Source organism: Thioclava sp. DLFJ5-1, from assembly GCF_002020115.1.
GTDB classification, from domain to species: Bacteria; Pseudomonadota; Alphaproteobacteria; order Rhodobacterales; family Rhodobacteraceae; genus Thioclava; species Thioclava sediminum.
On sequence record NZ_MPZU01000007.1, the window covers coordinates 129,606 to 152,526 of the forward strand.

20 protein-coding genes are annotated in these 22,921 nt (G+C 64.1%); 11 read left to right on the forward strand and 9 right to left on the reverse strand.

The genetic code is table 11. From position 1 onward, the window contains the following. Positions 1-54: 54 nt before the first annotated feature. The 5 genes from BMI86_RS18880 (at position 55) to BMI86_RS18900 (ending at position 5,486) form a co-directional block, all read left to right on the forward strand. Positions 55-984, forward strand: a complete 930-nt coding sequence (locus BMI86_RS18880; RefSeq protein WP_078542713.1) for a hypothetical protein — start codon at positions 55-57, stop codon at positions 982-984. After that, positions 956-3,085, forward strand: a complete 2,130-nt coding sequence (scpA, locus tag BMI86_RS18885) for a methylmalonyl-CoA mutase (protein WP_078542714.1) — start codon at positions 956-958, stop codon at positions 3,083-3,085. The genes BMI86_RS18880 and scpA overlap by 29 nt, the downstream gene beginning before the upstream one ends. A gap of 234 nt (positions 3,086-3,319) precedes the next feature. After that, positions 3,320-4,006 carry a TerB family tellurite resistance protein gene (locus BMI86_RS18890; protein WP_078522912.1) on the forward strand — a complete coding sequence of 229 codons (687 nt, stop codon included), beginning with the start codon at positions 3,320-3,322 and terminating at the stop codon, positions 4,004-4,006. Beyond that, positions 4,006-5,013 carry an endonuclease/exonuclease/phosphatase family protein gene (locus BMI86_RS18895; RefSeq protein ID WP_078542715.1) on the forward strand — a complete coding sequence of 336 codons (1,008 nt, stop codon included), beginning with the start codon at positions 4,006-4,008 and terminating at the stop codon, positions 5,011-5,013. The genes BMI86_RS18890 and BMI86_RS18895 overlap by 1 nt, the downstream gene beginning before the upstream one ends. A 44-nt stretch (positions 5,014-5,057) precedes the next feature. Further along, positions 5,058-5,486: a hypothetical protein gene (locus BMI86_RS18900; RefSeq protein ID WP_078542716.1), complete on the forward strand. Its 429-nt coding sequence runs from the start codon at positions 5,058-5,060 to the stop codon at positions 5,484-5,486. On the opposite strand, the gene BMI86_RS18905 is transcribed toward BMI86_RS18900, so the two are convergent. From BMI86_RS18905 to BMI86_RS18920, 4 genes are read right to left on the reverse strand one after another with little or no spacing between them, the layout of a single operon-like run. Beyond that, positions 5,483-7,033 carry a Ppx/GppA family phosphatase gene (locus BMI86_RS18905; protein ID WP_078542717.1) on the reverse strand — a complete coding sequence of 517 codons (1,551 nt, stop codon included), beginning with the start codon at positions 7,031-7,033 and terminating at the stop codon, positions 5,483-5,485. The genes BMI86_RS18900 and BMI86_RS18905 overlap by 4 nt on opposite strands. Positions 7,034-7,072: 39 nt before the next feature. Then, positions 7,073-9,238 (reverse strand): RNA degradosome polyphosphate kinase, encoded by a 2,166-nt coding sequence (locus tag BMI86_RS18910; protein WP_078542718.1) that lies wholly within the window; start codon positions 9,236-9,238, stop codon positions 7,073-7,075. Between the two features lie 50 nt (positions 9,239-9,288). Continuing rightward, complete coding sequence (locus tag BMI86_RS18915; protein ID WP_078542719.1) at positions 9,289-9,963, reverse strand: DnaA/Hda family protein; 675 nt, start codon at positions 9,961-9,963, stop codon at positions 9,289-9,291. A 2-nt stretch (positions 9,964-9,965) separates the two neighbouring features. Next, positions 9,966-11,108: an AI-2E family transporter gene (locus tag BMI86_RS18920; RefSeq protein WP_078542720.1), complete on the reverse strand. Its 1,143-nt coding sequence runs from the start codon at positions 11,106-11,108 to the stop codon at positions 9,966-9,968. A gap of 237 nt (positions 11,109-11,345) precedes the next feature. On the opposite strand from BMI86_RS18920, the gene proS reads away from it, so the two are divergent. From proS to BMI86_RS18945, 5 genes are all read left to right on the forward strand, one after another. Then, entirely contained in the window at positions 11,346-12,683 is a 1,338-nt protein-coding gene (proS, locus tag BMI86_RS18925) for a proline--tRNA ligase (protein ID WP_078542721.1), read from the forward strand. Beyond that, entirely contained in the window at positions 12,670-13,188 is a 519-nt protein-coding gene (locus tag BMI86_RS18930; protein ID WP_078542722.1) for a hypothetical protein, read from the forward strand. The genes proS and BMI86_RS18930 overlap by 14 nt, the downstream gene beginning before the upstream one ends. A 146-nt stretch (positions 13,189-13,334) precedes the next feature. Next, the gene (locus BMI86_RS18935) at positions 13,335-14,627 is read left to right on the forward strand and encodes a lipoprotein-releasing ABC transporter permease subunit (RefSeq protein WP_078522841.1); all 1,293 of its coding nucleotides are present in this window, start codon (positions 13,335-13,337) and stop codon (positions 14,625-14,627) included. Then, on the forward strand, positions 14,620-15,303 hold the full coding sequence (locus tag BMI86_RS18940) for an ABC transporter ATP-binding protein (protein ID WP_078542723.1): 684 nt from the start codon (positions 14,620-14,622) through the stop codon (positions 15,301-15,303). The genes BMI86_RS18935 and BMI86_RS18940 overlap by 8 nt, the downstream gene beginning before the upstream one ends. Continuing rightward, positions 15,300-15,623 (forward strand): ArsC/Spx/MgsR family protein, encoded by a 324-nt coding sequence (locus tag BMI86_RS18945; protein WP_078542724.1) that lies wholly within the window; start codon positions 15,300-15,302, stop codon positions 15,621-15,623. The genes BMI86_RS18940 and BMI86_RS18945 overlap by 4 nt, the downstream gene beginning before the upstream one ends. A gap of 91 nt (positions 15,624-15,714) precedes the next feature. On the opposite strand, the gene BMI86_RS18950 is transcribed toward BMI86_RS18945, so the two are convergent. The 5 genes from BMI86_RS18950 to phaC all read right to left on the reverse strand — a co-directional run bounded on the left by BMI86_RS18950 (position 15,715) and on the right by phaC (position 21,484). Then, a complete protein-coding gene (locus BMI86_RS18950) occupies positions 15,715-15,921 on the reverse strand; it encodes a cold-shock protein (RefSeq protein WP_075775516.1) in 207 nt (68 codons plus the stop codon). 229 nt (positions 15,922-16,150) lie between these two features. After that, positions 16,151-18,100 carry a threonine--tRNA ligase gene (thrS, locus tag BMI86_RS18955; RefSeq protein ID WP_078542725.1) on the reverse strand — a complete coding sequence of 650 codons (1,950 nt, stop codon included), beginning with the start codon at positions 18,098-18,100 and terminating at the stop codon, positions 16,151-16,153. Positions 18,101-18,399: 299 nt separating this feature from the next. Beyond that, positions 18,400-18,948 (reverse strand): polyhydroxyalkanoate synthesis repressor PhaR, encoded by a 549-nt coding sequence (gene phaR / locus BMI86_RS18960; protein ID WP_078522837.1) that lies wholly within the window; start codon positions 18,946-18,948, stop codon positions 18,400-18,402. Between the two features lie 150 nt (positions 18,949-19,098). Beyond that, positions 19,099-19,548, reverse strand: a complete 450-nt coding sequence (locus BMI86_RS18965; RefSeq protein ID WP_078542726.1) for a phasin, PhaP — start codon at positions 19,546-19,548, stop codon at positions 19,099-19,101. Between the two features lie 142 nt (positions 19,549-19,690). Beyond that, positions 19,691-21,484 carry a class I poly(R)-hydroxyalkanoic acid synthase gene (gene phaC / locus BMI86_RS18970; protein WP_078542727.1) on the reverse strand — a complete coding sequence of 598 codons (1,794 nt, stop codon included), beginning with the start codon at positions 21,482-21,484 and terminating at the stop codon, positions 19,691-19,693. A 110-nt stretch (positions 21,485-21,594) separates the two neighbouring features. Here phaC and phaZ point away from each other — a divergent pair, with 110 nt between their 5' ends. Then, positions 21,595-22,905: a polyhydroxyalkanoate depolymerase gene (phaZ, locus tag BMI86_RS18975; RefSeq protein WP_078542728.1), complete on the forward strand. Its 1,311-nt coding sequence runs from the start codon at positions 21,595-21,597 to the stop codon at positions 22,903-22,905. Positions 22,906-22,921 lie beyond the last annotated feature (16 nt).

Below are 22,921 nucleotides of genomic sequence, written 5' to 3' on the forward strand. Positions count from 1 at the left end.
GTTTTCGGGGCTGCGGCGGGGTGCCGCTTGGACCCGGGGCCGTGGGGGCCGGGCATGGATGTCATTCTTCATATCGGGGCGCATCGCACCGCGACGACGACGTTTCAGGCGTGGATGCTGCAAAACGCCGACGCGCTGGCGGCGGGCGGGATCGCCTATTGGGGGCCGGACCGGACGCGGGCGGGGCTGTTCTCGGGGCTGGTGAAGCGCCCCGATCTGGTGACGCCCGAGGATGGGGCGGCGCTGTCGCGGTTGCGAACCGCGCTGGCGTTCGAGCTGGACCGGCTCGCCGATCAGGGGATGCGCCATTTGGTGATCTCGGAGGAGAACCTGCTGGGCGCGATGCCGCATTGCGTGGACATGCTGACGCTCTACCCGGATGCGGCGGGGCGGCTGGAGCGTGCGCGGCAGGTACTGGGCGGGCATCTGGGCGGCGTGGCGCTGTCGATGCGGCGCTATGATATGTGGTGGTCCTCGGTGCTGTCGGTAATGGCGGGGCGGGGCGCTGGCCTGCCCGATGCGCGCGGGCTTGCGCGGCTTGCCGATCATCCGCGCGGCTGGCCGGAGGTGATCGCGCAGGCGCAGGCCGCGCTTGAGGCGCCCGTCACGGTCTGGAGCCATGAGGCGCTGAGGGCGGAGCCGCAGGCCCAGCTGCAGGCGCTTGTGCCGGGCGACGGCCTGCCTGCCGGGCTGTTCGATGCCGGCAAACGGCGTAACGCGGCCCCGGGGCGCGCGGCGCTGCGCGAGGGGCTGGTTCGCGCCGGGCACCGCGTCGCGGCGGGGCCGGGGCGCTGGATGCCTTTCGATCAGGCGCAGCGCGCGCAGATGACCGCCCGCTATCTGGAGGATCTGACCTGGTTGCGCCACGCGCCGCCGGGACTGAATTTCGTGGAAATGACGGCCGAAGACGCGGGGAAGACACCCGCCGCGGCGACAGTGGAAGAAGGATTTGGCCATGACGGACAAGAAAGAGGACTGGCGTAAGCTCGCCGAGAAGGAACTGCGTGGCAGGCCGTTCGAGGACCTGACCTGGAACACGCTCGAAGGGATCGCGGTCAAGCCGCTTTACACCGAAGAGGACGTGGAGGGGCTCGACCATCTGGGCACCATGCCGGGCCTTTCGCCCTTCACGCGCGGGCCGCGGGCTACGATGTATGCGGGCCGTCCGTGGACGATCCGGCAATATGCGGGTTTCTCGACCGCCGAGGAGTCGAACGCCTTCTACCGCAAGGCGCTCGCCGCCGGGCAGCAGGGCGTGTCGGTGGCCTTCGACCTCGCCACCCACCGCGGCTATGACAGTGACCATCCGCGCGTCGAGGGCGATGTCGGCAAGGCGGGTGTGGCGATCGATAGCGTCGAGGACATGAAAATCCTGTTCGACGGCATTCCGCTCGATCAGATTTCGGTCTCGATGACGATGAACGGCGCGGTGATCCCGATCCTCGCCAACTTCATCGTCACCGGCGAAGAGCAGGGCCATGACCGCAGCGTTCTGTCGGGCACGATCCAGAACGACATCCTCAAGGAGTTCATGGTCCGCAACACCTATATCTATCCGCCCGAGCCTTCGATGCGGATCATCGCGGATATCATCGAATACACCTCGAACGAGATGCCGCGCTTCAACTCGATCTCGATCTCGGGCTACCACATGCAGGAGGCCGGCGCGAACCTCGTGCAGGAGCTGGCCTACACGCTGGCGGACGGGCGCGAATACGTGCGCACCGCGATCAAGGCGGGGATGGATGTCGACAAGTTCGCGGGCCGCCTGAGCTTCTTCTTCGCGATCGGGATGAACTTCTTCATGGAGGCCGCCAAGCTGCGCGCGGCGCGCCTGCTGTGGAGCCGGATCATGGAAGAGTTCGAGCCGAAGAAGCCGCAAAGCTCGATGCTGCGCACCCACTGCCAGACTTCGGGCGTCTCGCTCGCCGAGCAGGATCCCTATAACAACGTGATCCGCACGGCCTATGAGGCGATGTCGGCCGCGCTTGGCGGCACGCAATCGCTGCACACCAACGCGCTCGACGAGGCGATCGCGCTGCCCACCGAGTTCTCGGCCCGGATCGCGCGCAACACGCAGCTGATCTTGCAGGAAGAGACCGGGATCACCAACGTGGTCGATCCGCTCGCGGGCTCCTACTACGTCGAGAGCCTCACGGCGGAACTGGCCGAGAAGGCCTGGGAGCTGATCGAGGAAGTCGAGGAGATGGGCGGCATGACGAAGGCCGTGGCCTCGGGCATGCCCAAGCTGCGCATCGAGGAAACCGCCGCCCGGCGTCAGGCGCTGATCGACCGGGGCGAGGATGTCGTGGTCGGGGTGAACAAGTATCGCCGCGAGACCGAGGACGAGCTGGATATTCTCGATATCGACAATGCGAAGGTGCGCGACAACCAGATCGCGCGGCTCGAGAAGATGCGGGCCAGCCGCGACGAGGCGGCCTGCGAGGCGGCGCTGACGGAACTGACGCGCCGCGCCTCCGAGGGTGGCAACCTGCTCGAAGCGGCGGTGGAAGCTGCACGCGCCCGGGCCTCTGTGGGAGAGATTTCTATGGCGATGGAAAAGGTGTTCGGACGTCACCGCGCCGAGGTGAAGACTTTGGCTGGTGTTTATGGCGCGGCCTATGACGGCGATGAGGGCTTCGCGCAGATCCAGAAGGACGTCGAGACCTTCGCCGAGGAAGAGGGCCGCCGCCCGCGGATGCTGGTGGTGAAGATGGGTCAGGACGGCCACGACCGCGGCGCCAAGGTGATCGCGACCGCCTTCGCCGATATCGGCTTCGACGTCGATGTGGGCCCGCTGTTTCAGACGCCGGAGGAAGCCGCCCAGGACGCGATCGACAACGACGTCCATGTGGTCGGGATTTCGTCGCAGGCGGCGGGTCACAAGACGCTGGCACCGAAGCTGATCGAGGCGCTCAAGGAGAAGGGCGCCGAGGATATCATCGTGATCTGCGGCGGCGTGATCCCGCAGCAGGATTACGACTACCTCAAGAAGGCCGGTGTGAAGGCGATCTTCGGGCCGGGGACCAACATCCCGCTGGCCGCGCGCGAGATCCTCGACATCGTGCGTCAGGCGCGGGCCTGAGGGGCTCACGGGAGAGGGGGCACGGGCGAGGGGGCTCTGCCCCCGCGCTGACGCGCCCCCCGGGATATTTTGACCAAGGCGAAGTTCGGGCTTTGCTTTGAATTTGGGCGGCGCGCGGGGGAACTCTGCGCGCCGCCAGTCATTTCAAAACATTACAACGATTTAATCACAGGGCGGATTTGCGCGGGTGCATTTCCGCCGCAGCGCGGCTAGACTTGAACCATGGACAAGCCCATCTCCCTTTGGTCGCGTATCGCGCAGGCGCTCTCCGCTCTCGGGCGGGGGGAGGCGCTGTCGACGGTCTTCGACAACCTGCGCCAGCCGCCGGAACGCTCGGTTGCTTTCACCATCGCGGTGATTGCGCTGGGGGCGAAGATGGCGAAGGCCGACGGGCAGGTCACGCGCGACGAGGTGGCGGCGTTCCGGCGCATCTTCCAGATCCCGCCGGAAGAGGAAGCCAATGCCGCGCGCGTCTTCAACATGGCGCGCACCGATGTGGCGGGTTTCGACGCCTATGCCCGCAAGATCGCCAACATGTTCGGCCCTGGCGCGGATGTGCTGAAGGACGTGCTCGAAGGCCTGTTCTTTATCGCGCTGGCCGATGGCGATTACCACGAGGGCGAGGATGCCTTCCTGCTGGAGGTCGCGCGGATTTTCGGGCTGGAGGAATGCTGTTTCCGCGCGATGCGTTCGGCCTTCGTGGAAGATGCCGATCCCGATCCGTGGACCGTGCTGGAGGTCGAGCCGGGCACGCCGCTCGATCAGGTGCGCAAGGTCTGGCGCAACAAGGTGCGCGAGGCTCATCCCGACCGGGCGATTGCCCGTGGTCTGCCTGAGGAAGCCGTGCAGCTGTCTCAGGCGCGGGTCATTGCGCTCAACAAGGCCTGGGAGGAAATCCGCGCCAGCCATGCGGAGGCGTGATGCGGATCGCCACTTGGAATATCGAGTGGTTCAACAGCCTTTTCGCGCGCAACGGGACGCTTCTCGACGATAGTGAATGGTCGGCGCGCTACAACGTGACGCGCAGCCAGCAGACCGGCGCGATCGCGATCGTGATGAGCGCGCTGGAGGCCGATGTGCTTCTGGTGGTCGAGGCGCCCGACGACAATCATCGCCACAAGACGGTGGATATGCTTGAAGGCTTTGCGGAGCGGTTCGGGCTGCGCCAGCGTCGCGCGCTTCTGGGCTTTTCCAACGATACCCAGCAGGAGCTGGCGCTGCTCTACGACCCCGATGTCGTAACGGCGCGGCATGATCCGCAAAGTTCGGAGGCGTGGCCGCGCTTCGATGGCAGCCTGCGGATAGACCTCGATATCGACGCGCGGATGGATGTGGTCACCTTTTCCAAGCCGCCGCTCGAGGTCGCTCTGGGAACGCAGAGCGGGGAAGTGCTTCGGCTGATCGGCGTGCATGTGAAATCGAAAGCCCCGCATGGGGCGACGAGCCTGGAGACAGCCACCCGCATGGCGATCGAGAACCGGCGCAAGCAATTGGCGCAGTCGATCTGGATCCGGGGCCGCGTGGAGGAACATCTCGCGGCGGGCGACAGCCTTATCGTGCTGGGGGATTTCAACGACGGTCCGGGGCTCGATGAATACGAGAAGCTGTTCGGGCGCTCCGGCGTGGAGATCGTCGCGGGCGAGGGCGGACCGGACGCGGAGCGGCTGCACGATCCCCATGCGCGGCTGTCGAAAGCGCATCATACGGCCGCAGCGCCGAGTTCCGCGCGGTTCTATCTCGTCGATCAGAAGCAGTATTTCTCGGCCATGCTGGATTATGTGATGCTCTCGCCCGATCTGGCGGCCCGGGCGAAGAAATGGCGTATCTGGCACCCGTTCGACGATCCGCATATCTACCGCGTGCCCGAATTGCGCGAGGCGCTTTTGCAGGCTTCGGATCATTTTCCCGTCTCGGTCGATATCGACTGATCGGGGGCGTGATTTTCGCGCCGCTTCAGCGTAGGATCGGAGCTATGAAACAGCCGCTCGTCATCGCTCTCTCGCTCGCCCTTCTGGCAACGCCCGTCTCCGCGCAGGAGGAGGGTGGCGACGCTGGCGGCGATGTCGATCGCGGGTTCTCGTTGCTGCAGGAGGGCGCGCAGTCGCTGTTTCGCGGGCTGATGGATGAGATGAAGCCGCAGCTCGACGAGATGCAGAAAGGCTTGGGGGAGGCTGCGGCCCAGTTGGGGCCGAAGCTGCGCCAGTTCCTGGCGCTGGTCGACGACATGTCGAATTACGGCGCGCCCGAGCGGTTGCCAAATGGCGATATCATCATGCGGCGGAGCCCGGACGCGCCGCCGCCGCCGCCCCTGATGACCGAGCCGCCCGAGGATGCGCCGCAGAAAGACGGCCCGAACCAGGGCGGGCCCATCGAGATCCCGGAGGGCGGGATCGAGCTTTAATCCGTGATGATCGGCTCGGCCTTCAGCGCATTCGCAAGCGAGCGGAAGCGCGACTCGGCAACTTCGCCCATCAGCGCCTTGCCGCGCTTGGTCAGTTTCAACTCCAGCTCGCCCTTCTTGGCCGAATATTTCAGCTCGCCCGCATCGGCGGGGCTGTGGGTCGCGAACATCGAGCCGAAGCGCATCGCCTTGCCAAGAACCTCGGCCTCCTGAATCTGCTCTTCCGTCAGCAGCGGCAGGAAGGGCTCCAGCCGCGAGCCGCCGCGCGAGTTCTTGTAGCGGTGCAGCAGCGCCACGCCGAGCCAGATCCGCTCGGGGTGGGACATGGCCGAATAGTTCGCGCGGGTGACGTTCTCGAAACAGGCCTCGGCGCGGTAATCGGGATGGGTGCGCCACGTCGTGTCATGCAGCAGGCAGGCCGCACGGACGAGGCGAAATTTCTCGGGCGGAAGGGGCCCGAAAATCGGTTCGATGAAGGCGTGGAGCTTCTTGCCGAATCCGGGCATCCGGCTCATCACGCGCTCGGTATGGCGCGCGGCTTCCACCAGCGGATCGCGGCGGCGCAGCCGTTCGGGCATCTGTTCGTAAAGCAGCCCTTCGCGGATCCCATAGGCAGAGACGTCGATCTCCTTGGGCTCGAAGGTGGCGATCAACTCGCGCAGCACCTGGCTTGCCAGCGGGACGAGTTCCATCCGCGCCGAGGAGGTGCCGGTTTTCGCGCGCAGCTTCTCCATGTCGGATTTCCCGATCCACTCGATCGTCTCGCCCAGCTCGTCGGGCTTCATCCGGTATTCGTGCTGCACGAGGAGCGGGTAGTCGCGTCGCTCCATGTCGAGACGTGCGATGGCGCGCCACGAGCCGCCGACGAGGTAGATGCGTTCGTGTTCGGTGCCGACCTTCTCGGCCAGCTCCTGCATCGTCGCCTGAATATGGGCGGTGATCGCTTTCTTGCCGCCCGGGATCTGCTGCAGGCGGAAAGGGCCGAGCTGCGAGGTCGCGCGACGCCAGACCTTGCCGCCGCGGATCTCGGCCAGCTCCATCGAGTTGCCGCCGATATCGCAGACGAGGCCCTCGGCCTCGGGCCAGCCCAGAAGCACCCCTTGTGCCGAAAGCCGCGCCTCTTCGAGCCCGTCGACGATATGGACCTTAAGGCCGGTCTCTTTCTCGATCTTGCGGTGAAACTCGGGGCCGTCCTCGGCATCGCGCATCGCGGCGGTCGCGACGCAGGTGAGCGGGCCGATGTCCATCCCCTCGGCGAGCGCGGCGAAGCGTTTGAGCGCGGTCAGCCCGCGTTCGCGCCCCTCGGGATTGAGCTTTCCGGTTTCCGCCAGACCTTGGCCGAGACCCGCCATGACCTTCTCGTTGAAGAAATAGGCCGGGCTGCGCGCCGCGCCATCGAAGACCACCATCCGGATCGAGTTGGAGCCGATATCGACGACGCCGACGCGCGAGAGCGCGCGCACGGATGGGTCATCGAAGAGAGGCTGGCCGAACGGATCCCAATCGTCGCTGTCATCAACTGCCGGCGCCGCTTTGTCTTTGCTCATCTGCCCGTCCGTTCGAGTCGTTCGCACCCAAAGCTAGGGCTAGTCGAAGCTATGGGCAAGTTCGGGAACGTCGCTTGCCCCTGCGGAACCCCGGCCCGAGAGCGAGGGGTATTCCATGAAGAACCGGTGGCAGGAGAACAGGTCCTCGCGGTCGTCGGGCAGGTGGCGGATGAACTTGCCGTCGGGCTGCAAAATCCAGCTCTGCGCCTCGTCGGCCATGTTCGCCGCCATGATCTGGCTGACGATCTGCGCCTTCACCGTGGGGTTCTTGGCCTCCACCAGCGTCTCGACCCGGCGGTTGAGGTTGCGCCCCATCCAGTCGGCGGAGGAGAAGAACACCCGCGCGTCGTTCGACGGCAGGGCATGGCCATTGCCGAAGCACACGATGCGCGAATGCTCCAAGAACCGTCCGACGATGGATTTGACGCGGATATTCTCGGACAGGCCCTTGATGCCGGGGCGGATGCCGCAGATGCCACGGATCACGAGCGAGATTTTCACCCCCGCCTGCGACGCCCGGTAGAGCGCGTCGATCACGTCGGATTCGATCAGCGAATTCATCTTCGCCCAGATCGCCGCCGGTTTGCCCGCCTTAGCGTGTTCGATCTCCCGGTCGATCAGGTCCAGCAGGCGCGGCTTCAGCGTGATCGGCGAGATTGCGAGGTTCTCCAGGCCCTCGGGTTGCACATAGCCCGAAAGGTAGTTGAAGACCTTCGTCGCATCGCGCCCCAGTGCCGCGTCGCAGGTGAAGAAGCTCAGATCGGTATAAATCTTCGCGGTGATCGGGTGGTAATTGCCCGTGCCGTAATGGGTGTAGGTCACCAGTTGATCGCCCTCGCGGCGCACCACGGTCGAGATCTTGGCGTGGGTCTTGTAGTTGATGAAACCATAGACGACATGGGCGCCCGCGCGCTCGAGACGGCGCGACTGGCGGATATTGGCGGCCTCGTCGAAGCGGGCTTTCAACTCGACCAGAGCGGTCACCGATTTGCCGTTCTCTGCCGCCTCACACAGCGAGGATACGACGGGGCTGTCCTTCGACGTGCGATAGAGCGTCTGCTTGATCGCCAGCACGTTGGGATCGTTCGCGGCCTGATCGATGAAGCGCACCACCAGATCGAAGGTCTCGTAGGGGTGGTGCAGTAGGATATCCTTCTGCTTGATCGCGGCGAACATGTCGCCCTCGTGGTCCTGCACGCGTTCGGGCACGCGCGGGATGAAGGGCGGCCAGAGCAGATCGGGGCGCTCGCCGAGGATCAGTTCCTTCACATCGGCAATGCCCACGAGGCCCTTTTCCTCGACCACCTCTTCGGGATCGACATGCAACTCGCGCATCACCAGCGCCTGCAGATCTTCAGGCGCGCCGGGCGAGACCGACATGCGGATGACCTGCCCGCGGCGGCGGCGTTTCAGCGCGGTTTCGAATTCGCGCACGAGGTCTTCGGCCTCGTCCTCGACTTCCAGATCGCTGTCGCGCAGCACCCGGAACGAGCATGAGCCGACATCCTTGTAGCCCGGGAAGAGCGAGCCCAGATGCAGCATCAGAAGTTGTTCGAGCGGCAGGAACCGCGCCTCGCCCGGCAGCCGCACGAAACGGTCGATCTGCGCCGGGATCGGCAAGAGCGCCTGCAACCGGCGCTGATCGCTTTCCCGCTCCAGCTCCAGCGCGAGGCAGAAGCCGGTATTCGGGATGAAGGGGAAGGGGTGCGCCGGGTCGATCGCCAGCGGCGAGAGCACCGGAAAGACGTTGTTGAGGAAGTGATCCGAGAGGAAGTCGAGATCGCGCTTGGTCAGCCGCGAGCGGCTCACGACATGGATGCCTTCGCGCTCCATCTCGCGCTTGAGCGCCGACCACGTCGCCTGCTGCGTGTCCATCAGCCGCCGGGCGTTGGCGTTGATCTTCTCCAGCTGCTCGGCCGGGGTGAGCCCGTCATCGGAGGCGTTCACGTTGCTCTCGCGCACGAGCTCCATCAGGCCCGCCACGCGCACGGTGTAGAATTCGTCGAGGTTGGTGGCCGAGATCGACAGGAAACGCACGCGTTCCAAGAGCGGCACACGCGGATTGCGCGCCTCTTCCAGCACCCGCCAGTTGAAGGCCAGCCAGCTCAGTTCGCGGTTGAAGAACCGGCCCGGTCCGCTGATCTCCGACTCGGGTAGCGCGATTGGCGTGGGGAAGGGGGTCTTGAGGAAATCTGCTTGGGTCATGGCGCGCTTATCGTTGGATTTTGTAATGGCTCCGTGACAGTTTGCGCGGCTCAGTCGAGACTGTCCAGAACCTCCGCCGCCAGTCTTTGGGTGATCGCACGGCGTTGTGCGAGCGCCTGCCGATCGAGCGCCGCGACCAGTTTGCGCGCAGTCGCCAGAGAGCGGTCCATCCGCGTGACCAGCCAGCCGATCAGGTTGGGCGGAACGGTCAGTTGCCGGTCCGAGAACAGCTTCACCAGAACGGCCGCCAGCAGCGCGTCATCGGGGGGTGTGATCCGCACCGTCGCGGTCGCCTCCATCCGGCTGATCAGGTCGGGCAGGGTCATCCCCCAGTCGCGCGGCGGCGTGCGCGCGGTCAGCAGAAGCCGCCCGCCCTCGGCCTGCATCAGATTGTGCAGGTGAAACAGCGCGCGCTGACCCGCCTCATCCGCGCCGATCCTCTCGGCCCGTTCGATCACGGCGGCCCCTTTCGCGACGAGGGCAGGGGCCATCTCTTCGGTCAGCTCGCGCGCGGGCAGGATGTCGGCACCCTGTTCATCGGCCCAGATCGTCGCGAGATGCGTCTTGCCCGCGCCTTCTGGCCCGATCAGGATCATCCGGCCCAGCGGCCATGTTTCGGGCGCATCGAGGGTCGTCACCGCCAGCGCATTGGCTGGCGAGATGAAGAAGTCTTCACGCCCCTGCGCGGAACGCAGGTGCAGCGGGAAGGTCAACTGCTCGGCCATTCTCAGCTCTCGTGTTCGGTCGTCTCGGTCGCGCCCGTCACTTCCCCGGTCTCCTCGTTGATGAGAGAGATCGGCGAATGGGCTGTCGGCTCGCGCTCCGTTTGCCCTCGGTAAAGCGCCCCTTGCAGATATTGGTCGATGAAGAAGCGCGCAACCACTCCGATCACCGCAGCGACGGGAACGGCGACCAACATGCCAACAAAACCGAACAAAGTGCCGAAAGCAGAGAGGGCGAAGATCAGCCAGAGCGGATGCAGCCCGACCGAATCGCCCACGAGTTTCGGGGTGACGAAATTGCCTTCGAGAAACTGGCCGAGCACGAAGATGCCCGCGACGATGCCGATATTGAACCACTCGCCCCAGAACTGGAACAGCGCGAGGCCGATGGCGAGCGCGCCGCCGATGATCGCGCCGATATAGGGGATGAAGGTCAGCGCGCCTGCGACCGAGCCCACCAGCAGCCCGAAATCGAGCCCCGCCGCCATCAGCGCGATCGCGTAGAAGGTGCCCAGCACGAGGCAGACCGTGACCTGACCGCGCACGAAGCCCGAGAGCACCCGGTCGATATCGGTCGCAATGGTGCGGATCGTGTGGACGTGATCGCGCGGCAGCCAGCCGTCGATCTTGGCCACCATCCGGTCCCAGTCGAGCAGCATGTAGAAGGCCACGACCGGCACCACGACGATGAAGACGACCACGTTCACCAGCGTCATCGCCGAACTCAGCAGGGTCGCCGCCAATTCGCCGCCCCGCGCCTTGATCGCGGTGCCGAGGGTGTTGAGCGTGTCATTCACGACCGAGTTGTGCAGGAGATTGGGGAAACGCTCGTTCAGGAAAGTCTGAAACGAGGCCAGAAGATCGGGCGCGAGGGCGACCAACTGCGCCAGCTGACGCGCCAGCATCGGCACCACGGCGAGCGCGAGGATGACGAAAATCAGCACCGTCACCAGCCCGATGATCGCGGTTGAGACCGCGCGGCTCAGCCCCAGCTTCTCCAGCCGGTCGGCCAGCGGGTCGAGGAAATAGGCGATCGCGCCGCCCATGATGAAGGGCAGGATGACATTGCCCAGCCACCACAGCGACAGGACCAGCACCAAGGCGGCGACGGACCAATAGGTGACTTGCTGGCGGGCAGGCAGGGCCATGCGCGGTCCTTTTCAGCGATGCGTTCGCTCTAACGTGGCGAAATGCGGTGGGAAATCAAGGCCAGGATCGCGCGCGCCCCTTCCTCTTGGCGGAAATATCCCGGGGGAGGCGCGGATGCGCCGGGGGCGGAGCCCCCTCATAGGCGACACCCGCAACCTGCGCCACCATCTTGCCCAACGCCCCCGTTTCCTCTAGGCCAAACGCAACGTCTGACACCAACCCTCGAAGGACCGCTCATGCGCCTGTCCCGCTATTTTCTTCCCGTTCTCAAGGAAACCCCCGCCGAGGCGCAGATCGCCTCGCATCGGCTGATGCTGCGTGCGGGTATGATCAAGCAGCAGCAGGCCGGGATCTATTCCTGGCTGCCGATGGGCTTCAAGGTGCTGCGCCGGATCGAGCAGATCGTGCATGAAGAGCAGGCGCGTGCCGGCCATCTCGCGATCCAGATGCCGACGCTGCAATCGGCAGATCTGTGGCGCGAGTCGGGCCGCTATGACGGCTATGGCGAAGAGATGCTGCGCATCACCGACCGTCAGGGGCGCGATATGCTCTACTCGCCCACGGCCGAGGAAATGGTCACCGACATCTTCCGCGCGCATGTGTCGAGCTACAAGCAGCTGCCGCTGACGCTCTATCAGATCCAGTGGAAATTCCGCGACGAGATCCGCCCGCGCTTCGGCGTGATGCGCGGCCGCGAATTCCTGATGAAGGACGGCTACAACTTCGATCTGTCGAAGGAAGACGCGCTGCACGCCTATAACCGCCATCTCGTCAGCTATCTGCGCACCTATGAGCGCATGGGCCTGCAGGCGATCCCGATGCGCGCCGATAGCGGCCCGATCGGCGGCGACTACACCCATGAATTCCTCGTGCTGGCCGAGACGGGCGAGTCGGAAGTGTTCTACGACAGCGAGATCACCGATCTGACCTTCGGCGACCGTGAGATCGATTACGACGACGTGGCGCAGTGCCAGAGCGTGCTGGAGGAATTCACCTCGCGCTATGCCCGCACCGACGAGACCCATGACGAGGCGGCCTTCAACGAGGTCCCGGAAGAGCGTCGCCGCGTCGCGCGCGGCATCGAGGTCGGTCAGATCTTCTATTTCGGCACGCAATATTCCGAGGCACTGGGGGCAAGTGTCCAGACCCCGGACGGCTCGAAAGTCCCGGTCCATATGGGCTCGCACGGGATCGGCGTGAGCCGCCTCGTCGGCGCGCTGATCGAGGCGAACCACGACGAGAAGGGTATCATCTGGCCCGAGGGCGTGACGCCGTTCCATGTCGGTATCGTCAATCTCAAGCAGGGCGATGTCAGCTGCGACAGCGCCTGCGAAGCGCTCTACCGGGCGTTCCTCGATCACGGGCTCGACCCGCTCTATGACGACCGCGAAGAGCGCGCAGGCGCGAAATTCGCCACCATGGACCTGATCGGTCTGCCGTGGCGCATCACCGTCGGTCCGCGCGGGATCGCGGCCAACAAGGTGGAACTGACCTGCCGCCGCACCGGCGAGAGCGAGGAGATGCCGGCGGAAGAGGCGGTCGAGAAGATCGTGGGCATCTATGCGGGGCTTTGATCTGATCGTTGCTGCGGTCGCGGCAGGCCTGCTCGCCGGGCCCGCTTTGGCCGAAGGCTCGGGGCAGGGCGCCCGGCAGGGCCTCGTGGCGTGGTCGAGCGACGCGCTCGGCATCTCGGCGAAAGTGCCGCAGGGCTGGACGTCGGACGAGATGCCGGGGGGCGGGATCCTGTTCTCCGCCCCCGATATCGATCCGCACAAGACCGCCCATGTCGCGCTGCGCGCCCATGCCGATCAGGGGTCTGATCTGGCGGCTGCGCATGATCAACTGCTGCACACGATCCTGCTCGATGGCGATACCGTGCTGTCGGACGATGTGACCGAGGACGGGTTCGCAATCCGCTCCAAGGACACGTTCGGCAAGGTGACGCTGCGCAAGACCGAGCGGCTCGATTGCGCGGGTGGGGCGGTGCTCGCCTCCGTCCAGACCGATTACCCCGCCGATCTGGCCGAGGGCATGGCGCCGCTTCTGGCGGATGTGCCCGGCACGTTGGGCTGCAAATAGGGGGCTCTGCCCCCGCCCGTTCCGGGCTCCCCCGGGATATTTCGACCAAGCCGAAACAGGCGCGCTCTCGCCGCTATGACCGGGCGCAGGCTTGACCTTTCGACCCCGCCGCGCCAGCTTGCGCCGAATTTTCGTGGATGGAGCCGATGGCCGCACGCACTGCCCCGTTTTCCCGTTTCGAGTTCATGATCGCATGGCGCTATCTGCGCGCGCGCCGCGCCGAAGGTGGCGTCTCGGTCATGACATGGATTTCCCTGATCGGCATCGCACTGGGCGTGGCCGCCCTGATCGCGACGCTTGCCGTGCGCGCGGGCTTCCGCGCCGAGTTCGTCTCGACTATCGTCGGCTCGAACCCGCAGATCACGGTCTATTCCGCGCCGATGGAAGTGGCCGAGGGCTCGGGCGTCTATTCCAAGCTGATCCGCGACTATGCCGCGCGCACCGAGCGGATCAAGGCGATCCCCGGTGTGGTCAGCGCGGCCCCGGCCGTGCGCGGTCAGGCGATGGTCAGCTTCGGCGACCGCTCCAACGTGGCGGATGTTTACGGGCTGGCGCTGTCGGATCTGAAGAACATCCCCAATATCGCCCATTCCGACGACGCGCAGGGCGATATCGACAATTACGGTGAAGGCATCGCGATCGGCATCGGGATGGCGCGTGATCTGGGCGTGACGGTGGGCGACACGGTCAAGGTGATCTCGCCGAACGGGGCCAAGACGCCGTCCGGCACGAGCCCGCGGGTGAATGCCTACAAGATCTCGTATGTGTTCTCGGCCGGGCGGTATGACATCGACCAGACGCGGCTTTATATGCCGTTCAAGGAGGCGCAGAGCTTCTTCAACCGCGAAGGCGGGGTGGATGAGATCGACGTCGACGTGGCCGATCCGGAAGGCATCGCCGAATGGGAGCCCGCGATCATGGATGCGAGCGGCAAGGGCACGCTTTTGTGGACGTGGAAGGACGCCTCGTCGAGCTTCCTGCGCGCGCTCTCGGTCGAGGATAACGTGATGTTCATCATCCTCTCGATCCTCGTGCTGATCGCTTCGATGAATATCACCTCGGGGCTGATCATGCTGGTGAAGAACAAGGGTCGCGATATCGGCATCCTGCGCACGATGGGGCTTAGCGAGGGCTCAATCCTGCGGGTCTTCTTCCTGTGCGGGGCCTTCACCGGGGTGATCGGAACGCTTGCGGGGCTGGCGATCGGGGTGCTGTTCGCGGTGAATATCGACCACGTCATGGGCTTCGTGAACTGGCTCAATGGTGGCGATGCCTGGGACCCGTCGATCCGCGGCATCTATCATCTGCCAGCGAAATTGCAGCCCTGGGACGTGACCAAGGCGGTGGCGCTGTCGCTGACGCTGAGCTTCATCGTGACCATCTTCCCGGCGCGCCGTGCTGCGCGCATGAACCCGGTGGAGGCGCTGCGCTATGAATGACGTTCTGATCTGCGAACAGTTGGAAAAGTGCTACAACCGGGGCAAGCCGAACGAGATCACGGTGCTCAAAGGTCTCGATCTGACCATTCCGAAAGGGCAGGTCGTGGCGCTGGTCGCGCCCTCGGGGGCGGGGAAATCGACGCTTCTGCATATCGCGGGGCTGCTGGATACGCCCGATTCAGGCCGGGTTCTGATCGACGGCGAAGACCTCACCGGGGCGCGCGATGGCAAGCGCACGGCGGCGCGGCGCGAGAAGCTGGGCTTCGTCTACCAGTTCCACCACCTGCTGCCGGAGTTCTCGGCGGTCGAGAATATCGTGCTGCCGCAGCTGGCCAATGGCGTCAGCCGCAAGGCGGCGGAAGAGCGGGCCAAGGACTTGCTGAGCCGCGTCGCCATGGCGGGCCGGATGGATCACCGCCCCTCGGCGCTGTCGGGGGGTGAGCAGCAGCGCGTGGCGTTCTGCCGGGCGCTCGCGAACGGGCCGAGCCTGTTGCTGGCCGACGAGCCCACGGGCAACCTCGACCCGGCCACCTCGGATACCGTGTTCGACGTGCTGATGGGGCTGGTGCGCGAGACGGGTCTGTCGGCGCTGATCGCGACGCATAACATGGAGCTCGCCGCCAAGATGGACCGCGTGTTGCATCTGGATAACGGCGCGCTGGAGGAGGGGATATGATCGTTTACGGGATTTCGACCTGCGACACGGTGCGTAAGGCGCGCAAGGCGCTGGAGGCGGCCGGGCGCGACGTGGAGTTTCACGACGTGCGGGCGGAGCCTCTGACGGGGGCCGAGGTCGCGGAGTTCGAAGCTGCCTTCGGAGACAAGATCGTCAACCGCGCCTCCACGACGTGGCGCAACCTGCCCGAAGGCGAGCGCGAAAAGCCCGTCGCCGATCTGCTCGGCGAACACCCCGCGCTGATGAAGCGCCCGGTGATCCGCGAGGGCGACAAGCTGACGCTGGGCTGGGCGAAGGCCACGCAGGCCGAGTGGCTCTGAGAGGGGAGCCCCTCATCGAAGACTGAGACAGAAAAACGGCGCGCATCCCGCGATGCGCGCCGTTTCAAATCCTTACCGTCCGATCCTAAGATCAGAGCAGGACCAGATCCGATGCCGAGGAGCGGCCGTCGCGACCCGACTGCAGCTCATATTGGATCTTCTGATTGTCATCGAGCCCCTTGAGACCCGCACGCTCGACAGCAGAGATGTGCACGAACACGTCCTTGCCGCCTTCGTCGGGCGCGATGAAGCCGTAACCCTTGGTGGAATTGAACCATTTCACGGTGCCAGTGGCCATTACCGTCTTCTCCTTCGTAGTCTCCCGGCGCGATATTGCGTCCGGGCCGTGCAGCCAGTCTCTTTCGGGTCTTCCGGCTGCCTTTTTCAGAAGCGAGGCGGTAGGAAAGTCTGTAACACACGCATATTCAAGTCTCTCCGAGAATTGCAAAAATGCAATGACATTCCGTGAGGGGCGCAAGCCCCTCACAGGTCTGTGAAAATTCCGGATCGGCCTGAATTTGCGGCAATTATCCGCGCAAATCGGGCGGCGTCGATTCGGTGATCAACTGCTCGACGATCTCGTCGATTGCCACCGTGGAGGTGCGGGTATCGCCGAGTTTGCGGACCGAAACCGTGCGCTCCTCGACCTCTTTCATCCCGATCGCGAAGATATAGGGGACCTTGCCGAGCGAGTGCTCGCGGACCTTGTAGTTGATCTTCTCGTTGCGGGTGTCGGCCTCGGCGCGGATGCCCGCGGCGCGCAGCTTCGACGTCACTTCCAGCACGTAGTCGTCGGCATCCGAGACGATCGAGGCGACGACCACCTGACGCGGCGCGAGCCAGAGCGGCATCTTGCCCGCGAAGTTCTCGATCAGCATGCCGATGAAACGCTCGAACGAGCCGAGCACCGCGCGGTGCAGCATCACGGGGCGGTGGCGTTCGCCATCCGAGCCCACGAATTCCGCATCCAGCCGCTCGGGCAGGTTGGTGTCGACCTGCAGCGTGCCGCATTGCCAGTCGCGCCCGATCGCGTCGGTCAGCACGAATTCCAGCTTCGGCCCGTAGAACGCGCCTTCGCCTTCGAAGATCTCATAGTCGTAGCCAGCAGCCTTGCAGGCATTGCCGAGCGCGGCTTCGGTGTAATCCCAGCTCTCATCGCTACCGATGCGCTTCTCGGGGCGCGTCGACAGCTTGATGCGCCAGTCGGTGAAGCCGAGATCGTCATAGATCCCCGAGAGGAACTTGATGAACTTCTCGGTTTCCACCTCGATCTGATCCTCAGTGCAGAAGATATGCGCATCGTCCTGCGTGAAGCCGCGCACGCGCATGATGCCATGCAGCGCGCCCGAGGGCTCGTAGCGTGCGCAGGAGCCAAACTCGGCCATGCGCAGGGGCAGGTCGCGATAGGATTTGACGCCCTGATTGAAGATCTGCACGTGGCAGGGGCAGTTCATCGGCTTGAGCGCGTTGACCGTCTTTTCGCGCGCATGATCCTCGTCGACTTCGACGATGAACATGTTCTCCTGATAGTTCTCCCAGTGGCCCGAGGCCTCCCAGAGCTTGCGGTTAACCACCTGCGGCGTGTTCACCTCGACATAGCCGTCATCGCGCTGCTTGCGGCGCATGTAGTCCTGCAGCGCGGTGTAGATGGTCCAGCCGTTCGGGTGCCAGAAGATCTGGCCCGGCGCCTCTTCCTGCATGTGGAACAGGTCCATCTCGCGGCCGAGCTTGCGGTGGTCGCGCTTGGCGGCCTCCTCCATCATCGTGACCCAGGCGTTGAGGTCCTTCTTGGTCTTGAAGGCCACGCCATAGATGCGCTGCAGCATCGGACGGCTGGAATCGCCCAGCCAATAGGCACCCGCGACATGGGTCAGCTTGAACGCATCCGCGGGAACCTGACCGGTATGCTGCAGGTGCGGACCACGGCAGAGATCCTGCCAGTTTCCGTGCCAATACATCCGGATGTCTTCGCCTTGCGGGATCCGGTTGATCAGCTCGACCTTGTAGGGCTCTTCCGTCGCCAGATAGTGGTCGATCGCGTGTTTGCGGCTCCAGACCTCGGTCTTGATGGCGTCGCGCGCGTTGATGATCTCGCGCATCTTCTTCTCGATCGCGCCGAGGTCTTCGGGCGTGAAGGGCTCTTCGCGGTCGAAGTCGTAGAACCAGCCATTGTCGCGGACCGGGCCGATCGTGACCTTCACGCCGGGATAGAGCTCCTGCACGGCGCGGGCCATGATATGGGCGAGGTCGTGGCGGATCAGCTCCAGCGCGGGGCCGTCATCCTGCATCGTGTTGATGGCGATCTGCGCGTCTTCCTGGATCGGCCATTGCAGATCCCAATGCGCGCCATTGACCTGCGCGGAGATCGCTTTCTTCGCCAGCGACGGTGCGATCGAGGCGGCCACTTCGGCCGGCGTCACGCCCGCGTCGTAGTCGCGCGAATTGCCATCGGGAAAGGTGAGGGAGATCTGGGACATGTCGTCCTCCTCGTCGGTTTGGCGCCCACGGAACGCCCGGTTGCGGGATATATGCTTCCCGAGCCTTTTGCGCGGCTCGCGCGCGGCTGTCAATGGCTTGGGGCTGGGGGAGGTGTCGCAGGGGGGCTCCGCCCCCGCGCTGACGCGCTCCCCCGGGATATTTCGGCCAAGCCGAAGCTGAAAGCGTTGTGCGCGTTCGTGTTGGCAAAAATATCCCGGGGGTGAGGTGCGCAGCACCGAGGGGGCAGAGCCCCCATGGCCATGAGCCAAGAAAAAGGCGCCGCGCGGGCGCCTCTCGCTTACATCTTGTTGAGCTTGCTCTGCAGATCGGCGAGCTGTTTCTTGATCGAGTCCAACTCGCCGCGATCATCGCCGTCATCGGGCGCGGGGCCGGACGAGCCTGCCGTGCCCCAGCCGGCCATCATGTTCTGCAAGAAGGCCTGTTGCTGCGCCTGCAGCGCCTCGAAGCCCGGCATCGAGGCCATGGGATTCGGCATCTTGTTCATGTTCTCGAGCATATGCGAGTGCCCCTCGCGCAGCATCTCGAAGCTGGCTGCGAGGAATTGCGGCACCACCGATTGCGCAGCCCCCGTATAGGAGCGCACCAGATCGGTCAGCACATCGACCGGAAGGACATTCTCGCCGCGGCTTTCGTGCTCGGCCACGATCTGCAGCAGATATTGCCGCGTCAGGTCGTCGCCCGATTTCAGATCGACAATCTGCACCTCGCGTCCGTCGCGGATGAATTTCGCGATGTCTTCGAGCGTCACGTAATCGCTGGTCTCGGTGTTGTAGAGACGGCGGCTGGCGTAACGCTTGATCAGCAAGGGCTTTTCGTCTTCGGCCATGTGATGCGATCCTCCCCGGATTGTGCTTGTGCAGCGATTGTGTGACGCCGCGCTGCCAAAAGCAATAAAAGAAAAAGGGCGCGCCACGAGGGCGCGCCCGAGATACGCGAGGCCGACTGGGAGGAGGAAGCCGGTGCCCGCGGTGTATTCTTACTTCGCAGCCGCCGTGGCTTTCTTCGTCGCAGCGGTCATGTCGGCGGTCGCCTTCTTGACGTTTGCGGAGGCTTCTTCCGACATGTCCTTGCCGGCAGCCATCATCAGCTCGACGGTGTCCATCTGAACCTTTTTCGCGATTTCAGCGAAAGCAGCCATGTTTTCGGCAGCCATCTCGGCCGAAGCCGACGCGAAGTCGCTCATCGCCTTGGCGTAATCGGCGGGCTCTTCCTTGGTTTTGGTCAGGTCGCCCATCTTGTCGATGGTGCCCTTGGTCCATTTGGTCGAGATTTCGGTCGACTTGCCGGCAGCTTCAAGCGCCACCTGCGACATCTTCTCGCCCAGAGCCGCTTGCGATTTGAAAGCGTCTTGGAATTTCGAGGTGTCGACGGGGAAGGACGCCATCATGTCCTGCATGATCTTGGTGTAGTCTTGGGTCTTAGCCATGTGAGTGCTCCGTTGGGTTGGGGCCCGTGGTCTGGAACGTTGGCGGGGCCCTTTGGGTTACGCAACGTATATACATGCTGCGGCGCAGCATTTCAAGAGAAGAATTGCTGCGCCGCAGAAATTTTCAACCCAAGCGGGAAAGCTATATCTTAACTATCTCTTTGACATAAGTGCCGGGCGCATCAGCCAAAACCGGGTGGTCTGCATCGCCGGGCTGGCGTGCGGGCACCATCGCGCCGGACTTCTTGGCCAGCCATTCGCCCCAGCGCGGCCACCAGCTTCCCTCGTGGAACTCCGCCTGCGCGCGCCATTCGTCGGGATTCGCGATCGGGGCTGGGGAGGTGTAATGGCCGTATTTCTTCTTGCTGGGCGGGTTCACGATCCCGGCGATATGGCCCGATTGCGACAGGATGAAGGTCTTGTCCTTCGATCCCATCTTCGCGACCCCGTTGAACGAGGCGACCCAGGGCGCGATATGGTCGGTCTCGCAGGCGATGGCCATCAGCGGCACGTTCACGTCCGAGACCTTGACCGTCTCGCCCAGCACCTCGAAGCCGTCGCGCGCGAAGCGGTCCTTCTGGCAGAGCCCGCGCAGATACTCGACCGCCATCTTGCCCGGCAGGTTCGTCGAGTCGCCGTTCCAGAACAGCAGATCGAAGGCGGGCGGGGATTCCCCCATCATGTAGCTGCGGATCGCAGGCCGATAGATCAGGTCGTTCGAGCGCAGATAGGAGAAGGTGCGCGACATGAAGTAGCTGTCGAGCACCCCGTCGGCCTTGCATTGCCGCTCGATCCCGTCGACGAAATCGTCCTGCAGGAAGACCGCGAATTCGCCCTGATCCGAGAAATCGGTGAGTGTGGTGAAGAAGGTGGCCGAGTTGATCGACTTGTCCTTGCGCTTGTTCAGAAGGCCCAGCGTCAGCGACAGCGTGGTGCCCGCGATGCAATAGCCCACCGCGTTGACCTTCTTCTCGCCGGTGATCTTCTTCACCTCGTCGATCGCGGTCAGGTAGCCCTCCTGCACGTAGTCATCCATGCCGACATCGGCATAGCTCTGGTCGGGGTTCTTCCAACTGACCACGAAGAGGGTGAAGCCCTGATCGACGATCCAGCGGATCAGCGAGTTCTGCGGCTTCAGGTCCATGATATAGAAACGGTTGATCCAGGGCGGGAAGATCACCAGCGGGGTCTTGTGAACCTTTTCGGTGGTCGGCGTGTACTGGATCAGCTCGAACAGGCGGTTGCGATAGACCACCGCGCCCTCGGCGGTGCCGATATTCTCGCCCACGGTGAAGGCGTCCTTGTCGGCCAGTGTCACCAGCAGGTCGCCGCGGTTCGCTTCGATGTCGCGCACGAGGTTCTCGAGCCCTTTCACGAGGCTCTCGCCCTCGGTCTCGATCGCCTTCTCCAGCGCGTCGGGGTTGGTGGCGAGGAAATTCGTGGGCGCCATCAGGTCGATGATCTGGCGCGAGAAGTAGTTCAGTCGCTGACGGTCCACCGGATCGAGATCGTCGAGCTTGTCGACCGCCTCTTTCACGCCTTTGGCCGCGATCAGATACTGCTGTTTGATGTAGTTGAAATAGGGGTGGCTGTCCCAGAGCGGATTGGCGAAGCGCGGGTCGGAAGGCCCGGGATCTTCCGGTGGGCGGAACGCTCCCTTGGCGAGCGCCTCCTGCGCTTCGAGGTAATGCTTCATCGCCTGACCCCAGTAATTCACCTGGGCTTCGAGGATTTTCGAGGGCTTTTCGAGCCACTCGTTCATCATGGCGGCAGAGGACGTCATGTAGAGATCGGCGCCGGGGCCTTCGAGGGCCGGGTTCATCGGTCGCTTATGGGCGATCGCATCGACCATGCGCTCGGTCAGTTCTTCGATGCGCGCCAGATTGTCTTGCATCTTCTGCGATGCAGCAATTTTGTCCGTCTCCTCGGTTGTCATAAATGATATTCCTCCCTATCCTCTGCACCAGCATAATATCGCCGCAGTCTTGGGGTAAAGCGGCGTTTCCATTGCCGAGTGAGTGCGTGGCCCGCCCCGAGGAGTTGTATATGAAAACGATCATGTCCTACGACCTGATGGAGACCTTCAGGAACACGAACGAGTGGATGGGCGCCTCGGCGCGCGCCATGGCTTCCTACCCGGTCTGGGGGCTCGCCCCGCATCCGATGTTCAAGATCATGTCGGCCTGGGGCCGCGTGACGGAGCGCTCGTTCGCACGGATGGTGATCAAGCCCGATTGGGGCATCCATTCGATCGCGGCAGAGGACGGGCGCGATCACCTCGTCGAGGTCGAGACCGTGCTCGACAAGCCCTTCGGCAGCCTGGTGCATTTCAACGTCCACGGCCGCGAGCCGATGGAGCGGCGCATCCTGCTGGTGGCGCCGATGTCGGGCCACTACGCGACGCTGCTGCGCTCGACCGTGGCCTCGCTGCTGCCCGATGCGGACGTGTGGGTGACCGATTGGCATAATGCGCGCGACATCCCCGTCTCTGAGGGCAAGTTCGATATCGAGGACTACACCCTCTATCTTGTCGATTTCATGAAGAAGATGGGCCCTGACTGCAACGTGATCGCCGTGTGTCAGCCCGCACCGCTCGCGCTGGCCGCCACTGCCTATCTGGCAGCCGAAGACCCGGCTGCGCAGCCGCGCACGCTGACCCTGATCGGCGGGCCGATCGATCCCGACGCGAAAGCGACCGAGGTCACCGATTTCGGGCGTCGCGTCACGATGGGCCAGCTCGAGCAGATGGTGATCCAGCGCGTCGGCTTCAAATACAAGGGCGCGGGCCGTCTGGTCTATCCGGGCCTGATGCAGCTCGCCTCGTTCATCTCGATGAACATGGACAAGCACGCGCAGGCCTTCCAGGAAAAGATCTGGAGCGAGGCGCAGGGCGAAGGCTCCGAGCATGACAAGCATTACCGCTTCTACGACGAATACCTCGCGGTGATGGATATGACGGCGGAATTCTATCTCTCGACGGTGGAGCGCATTTTCAAGGGCCTCGAGATCGCCCAGAACCGCTTCGAGGTCGGCGGCAAGATGGTCGATATCTCGAAAATCACCAAGGTCGCGGTGAAGACCGTGGAAGGCGAGAAGGACGACATCTCCGCCCCCGGCCAATGCGTCGCCGCGCTCGACCTGTGCTCGGGCGTGCCGGATTCGATGAAACAACAGCACCTCGAGCCCGGCGCAGGCCATTACGGCATCTTCGCAGGCTCGCACTGGCGCAACAATATCCGCCCGCTGGTGCTCGATTTCATCGACGAGAACGCCGACAACCCCGCGCCCGGGAAGGGGAAGCCCGCGACGGTCACGCCGATCCGCAAGAAGAAGGTGAAGACGGCCGAGGCGGGGTGATCTCACTCCACGCGAG

What these genes read in the sequence shown, in the direction of transcription:
- phaR (WP_078522837.1), bottom strand. Translation starts at nt 18,948, where the DNA reads ATGGCCGAAGACGAAAAGCCCTTGCTGATCAAGCGTTACGCCAGCCGC.
- BMI86_RS18930 (WP_078542722.1), top strand. Translation starts at nt 12,670, where the DNA reads ATGCGGGGCTTTGATCTGATCGTTGCTGCGGTCGCGGCAGGCCTGCTC.
- BMI86_RS18900 (WP_078542716.1), top strand. Translation starts at nt 5,058, where the DNA reads ATGAAACAGCCGCTCGTCATCGCTCTCTCGCTCGCCCTTCTGGCAACG.
- proS (WP_078542721.1), top strand. Translation starts at nt 11,346, where the DNA reads ATGCGCCTGTCCCGCTATTTTCTTCCCGTTCTCAAGGAAACCCCCGCC.
- BMI86_RS18950 (WP_075775516.1), bottom strand. Translation starts at nt 15,921, where the DNA reads ATGGCCACTGGCACCGTGAAATGGTTCAATTCCACCAAGGGTTACGGC.
- phaC (WP_078542727.1), bottom strand. Translation starts at nt 21,484, where the DNA reads ATGACAACCGAGGAGACGGACAAAATTGCTGCATCGCAGAAGATGCAA.
- BMI86_RS18940 (WP_078542723.1), top strand. Translation starts at nt 14,620, where the DNA reads ATGAATGACGTTCTGATCTGCGAACAGTTGGAAAAGTGCTACAACCGG.
- BMI86_RS18905 (WP_078542717.1), bottom strand. Translation starts at nt 7,033, where the DNA reads ATGAGCAAAGACAAAGCGGCGCCGGCAGTTGATGACAGCGACGATTGG.
- BMI86_RS18920 (WP_078542720.1), bottom strand. Translation starts at nt 11,108, where the DNA reads ATGGCCCTGCCTGCCCGCCAGCAAGTCACCTATTGGTCCGTCGCCGCC.
- BMI86_RS18895 (WP_078542715.1), top strand. Translation starts at nt 4,006, where the DNA reads ATGCGGATCGCCACTTGGAATATCGAGTGGTTCAACAGCCTTTTCGCG.
- BMI86_RS18880 (WP_078542713.1), top strand. Translation starts at nt 55, where the DNA reads ATGGATGTCATTCTTCATATCGGGGCGCATCGCACCGCGACGACGACG.
- thrS (WP_078542725.1), bottom strand. Translation starts at nt 18,100, where the DNA reads ATGTCCCAGATCTCCCTCACCTTTCCCGATGGCAATTCGCGCGACTAC.
- BMI86_RS18935 (WP_078522841.1), top strand. Translation starts at nt 13,335, where the DNA reads ATGGCCGCACGCACTGCCCCGTTTTCCCGTTTCGAGTTCATGATCGCA.
- BMI86_RS18965 (WP_078542726.1), bottom strand. Translation starts at nt 19,548, where the DNA reads ATGGCTAAGACCCAAGACTACACCAAGATCATGCAGGACATGATGGCG.
- BMI86_RS18910 (WP_078542718.1), bottom strand. Translation starts at nt 9,238, where the DNA reads ATGACCCAAGCAGATTTCCTCAAGACCCCCTTCCCCACGCCAATCGCG.
- BMI86_RS18915 (WP_078542719.1), bottom strand. Translation starts at nt 9,963, where the DNA reads ATGGCCGAGCAGTTGACCTTCCCGCTGCACCTGCGTTCCGCGCAGGGG.
- scpA (WP_078542714.1), top strand. Translation starts at nt 956, where the DNA reads ATGACGGACAAGAAAGAGGACTGGCGTAAGCTCGCCGAGAAGGAACTG.
- phaZ (WP_078542728.1), top strand. Translation starts at nt 21,595, where the DNA reads ATGAAAACGATCATGTCCTACGACCTGATGGAGACCTTCAGGAACACG.
- BMI86_RS18945 (WP_078542724.1), top strand. Translation starts at nt 15,300, where the DNA reads ATGATCGTTTACGGGATTTCGACCTGCGACACGGTGCGTAAGGCGCGC.